Raw genomic sequence first — 2,979 nt, 5'->3', positions numbered from 1 at the left:
CGGTGCCGGCCGCGCCGGGCGGGGCGACCGCCGTCACCGCATCGCCCGCGCCCGCGACGCCGCAGCGCGCGGCCGAGCAGCGCCTGCCGATCGAGAACCCGCGCGTCTCCGGCACGATCAACCTGCGCGGCGCGCGCATCGACGACCTCGTCCTGCGCGACCATTTCGAGACCATCGCGCGCACCACGCCGGTGCGCCTCCTCGCGCCGCGCACGGACAGCCACCCCTACTTCGCGCAATGGGGCTGGACGGCGGCGGATGGCCGCACGCGCGTGCCCGACATCGACAGCGACTGGACGGCCGAGGGCGGCCGCCTCGCGCCCGGCAATCCGCTGACGCTGCGCTGGGACAACGGCCAGGGCCAGGAATTCCGCATCCGGCTCGAGCTCGACGACAACTACATGCTGCTGGCCCGCCAGTCGGTCGTGAACCGCGGCGCCGAGCCGGTGCAGGTGCTGCCCTGGGCGCGCATCCGGCGCGAGGCGACGCCGCAGGTCGCCGGCTTCTTCATCCTGCACGAGGGCTTCGTCGGGGTGCTCGACGGCCGCCTGCACGAATGGACCTATTCCGATGCGCGGGAAGAGGCGCAGCGCCGCCGCGGCCCCGCCTTCGAGCAGGAGAGCACGGGCGGCTGGTCCGGCTTCACCGACAAGTACTGGCTGACCGCGCTGACGCCGGAGGACCAGTCCACCCGCATCCGCACCGCCTATCGCCACGTGGCCGATGGCGGCGACCGCTGGCAGATCGACATCGCCCCGCCGGCTGCGATCACCGTCGCGGCGGGCGCCGAGAGCACGCTCGGCACGCGGCTCTTCGCCGGCGCCAAGGAGGTCAACCTCCTCGATGCCTACATGAACCGCTATGGGATCGTGGACTTCGACAAGGCGGTGGATTTCGGCTGGTTCTACTTCCTGACCAAGCCGTTCTTCCACATCCTCCACTTCCTCGGCGTGACCTTCGGCAACTTCGGCGTGGCCATCCTGGTCTTCACGCTGCTGCTGAAGATCCTGTTCTTCCCGCTCGCCAACAAGGCCTACAAGTCGATGGCGCGGATGAAGATCCTCGCGCCGAAGATGACGGAGATCCGCGAGCGCTACAAGGACGACCCGACCAAGGCGCAGGCCGAGATGATGGCGCTGTACCGGAGCGAGAAGATCAACCCGGCCTCCGGCTGCCTGCCCATCCTGATCCAGATCCCGGTCTTCTTCGCGCTCTACAAGGTGCTCTTCGTCACCATCGAGATGCGCCACGCGCCCTTCTTCGGCTGGATCCACGACCTTTCGGCGCCGGACCCGACGAACCTGTTCAACCTGTTCGGCCTGCTGCCCTTCGACCCGATGCAGTGGTCGGCGCTGTTCCACATGCCTGTCTGGGCGATCCTGATGGGCATCACGATGTACCTGCAGTTCAAGCTGAACCCGGCGCCGCCCGATCCCATCCAGCAGAAGATCTTCGCCTGGATGCCGCTGATCTTCACCTTCATGCTCGCCTCCTTCCCGGCGGGCCTGGTGATCTACTGGACCTGGAACAACCTGCTCTCCATCGGCCAGCAGTGGTACATCCTGCGCCTCGACATGCAGCGCCAGAAGGCGGCCGGGACCTGGGTCGCGCCGGTGAAGGCGGAGAAGGCGAAGAAAAGCTGAGGCATCCGGTCGCCGCCGGGCGCAGCGGCCGCACGCCGCGAGCACCCGAGGGCGGGAATCGGAGGCCCGATACCATGCCGAACCTGCCCGCCAGCCTGCTGGAGGCCAAGGACGAAGCGGAGCGCGCCGCGCTGATCGAGGCGGGGCGCCTGCTCTTCGCGCGCCCCTGCCGCTTCTTCTTCGCCGCCCAACGCATCGACCAGCTGCCGCCTGCCACCGACGTGCCCGAGGTCGCGCTCTGCGGCCGCTCGAATGTCGGCAAGTCGTCGCTGATGAACGCGCTGACCGGGCAGAACGCGCTCGCCCGCGTCAGCCACACGCCCGGCCGCACGCGCCAGCTCAATTTCTTCGATCTCGCCGACGGGCGCATGACGCTCGTCGACATGCCGGGCTATGGCTACGCGCAGGCGTCGAAGCAGGTGAAGGCCGACTGGCAGGGGCTGATGTTCGACTTCCTGCGCGGCCGCCCCTCGCTGCGCCGCGTTCTGCTGCTGATGGACAGCCGGGTCGAGACCAAGGCCGCCGACCGCGCCGCGATGCAGCTGCTCGGCGAGGCCGCCGTCGCCTACCAGTTCGTGCTGACCAAGGCGGATGCCGTGAAGCCGGCCCAGCTCGCCGCCCGCGTCGCGGAGGTGGAGGCGCTGGCCCGCCGCAACACCGCCGCCCATCCGCTCGTGCTCGTCACCAGCAGCGAGACGGGGCAGGGGATCCCGGAGCTCCGCGCCGAACTCGCCGCGCTCGCCGGTTGAAGAGTCCCCCCGGCATGGTGTCCCATGCCGGCATGCGGATTGCCCTTTTCGCCCTGGCCCTCGCCCTGACCGCGGTTGCGCCGGCGGCGCGCGCGCAGGACAGCCTGCTTGTCCTCGACGCCTCGAACTCGATGTGGGGCCGCGTCGACGGCCGCCCGAAGATCGTCGTCGCGCGCGACGCGGTCGGCGCGCTGGCGCGCGCGCTGCCGGCGGGCAGCCGCATGGGGCTCATGGCCTATGGCCATCGCCGCGCCGGCGACTGCGCCGATATCGAGCTGCTGGTGCCGCCCGGGCCCGTGGATCCCGCCGCCTTCGCCCGCGCCGCCAATGTCACCCCGCGCGGCCGCACCCCGATCGCCGACAGCATCGCCGCCGCCGCGCGCGTCGCGCCGCGCGTCATCCTGGTCTCGGACGGCATCGAGACCTGCGTGCCCGACGCCTGCGCCGCGGTGCGCGCGCTGAAGGCGCAGACCCCCGCGCTGCTCGTCCACGTCATCGGCTTCGACGTCGCGGAGGCGCGCGACCAGGCGCAGCTGCGCTGCATCGCGGAGGCCACCGGTGGCCGCTTCGTCCCCGCCGCCTCCGCC

At 70.9% G+C, this 2,979-nt stretch carries 3 protein-coding genes; all 3 read left to right on the top strand.

Annotated features, from left to right (window positions below; all coding sequences use genetic code 11):
* On the top strand, window positions 1–1,643 hold a 1,643-nt coding region (yidC, locus tag L2I40_RS21285), incomplete at its 5' end, for a membrane protein insertase YidC (RefSeq protein ID WP_237217205.1).
* A 74-nt stretch (window positions 1,644–1,717) separates the two neighbouring features.
* A complete protein-coding gene (yihA, locus tag L2I40_RS21280) occupies window positions 1,718–2,392 on the top strand; it encodes a ribosome biogenesis GTP-binding protein YihA/YsxC (protein ID WP_237217204.1) in 675 nt (224 codons plus the stop codon).
* Between the two features lie 32 nt (window positions 2,393–2,424).
* The coding region (locus L2I40_RS21275; RefSeq protein WP_237217203.1) for a vWA domain-containing protein at window positions 2,425–2,979 on the top strand (555 nt) is incomplete at its 3' end.

Origin of the sequence: Falsiroseomonas oryziterrae (assembly GCF_021864505.1) — a bacterium.
GTDB lineage: Bacteria > Pseudomonadota > Alphaproteobacteria > Acetobacterales > Acetobacteraceae > Falsiroseomonas > Falsiroseomonas oryziterrae.
This window is presented reverse-complemented; position numbering and strand designations above follow the sequence as displayed.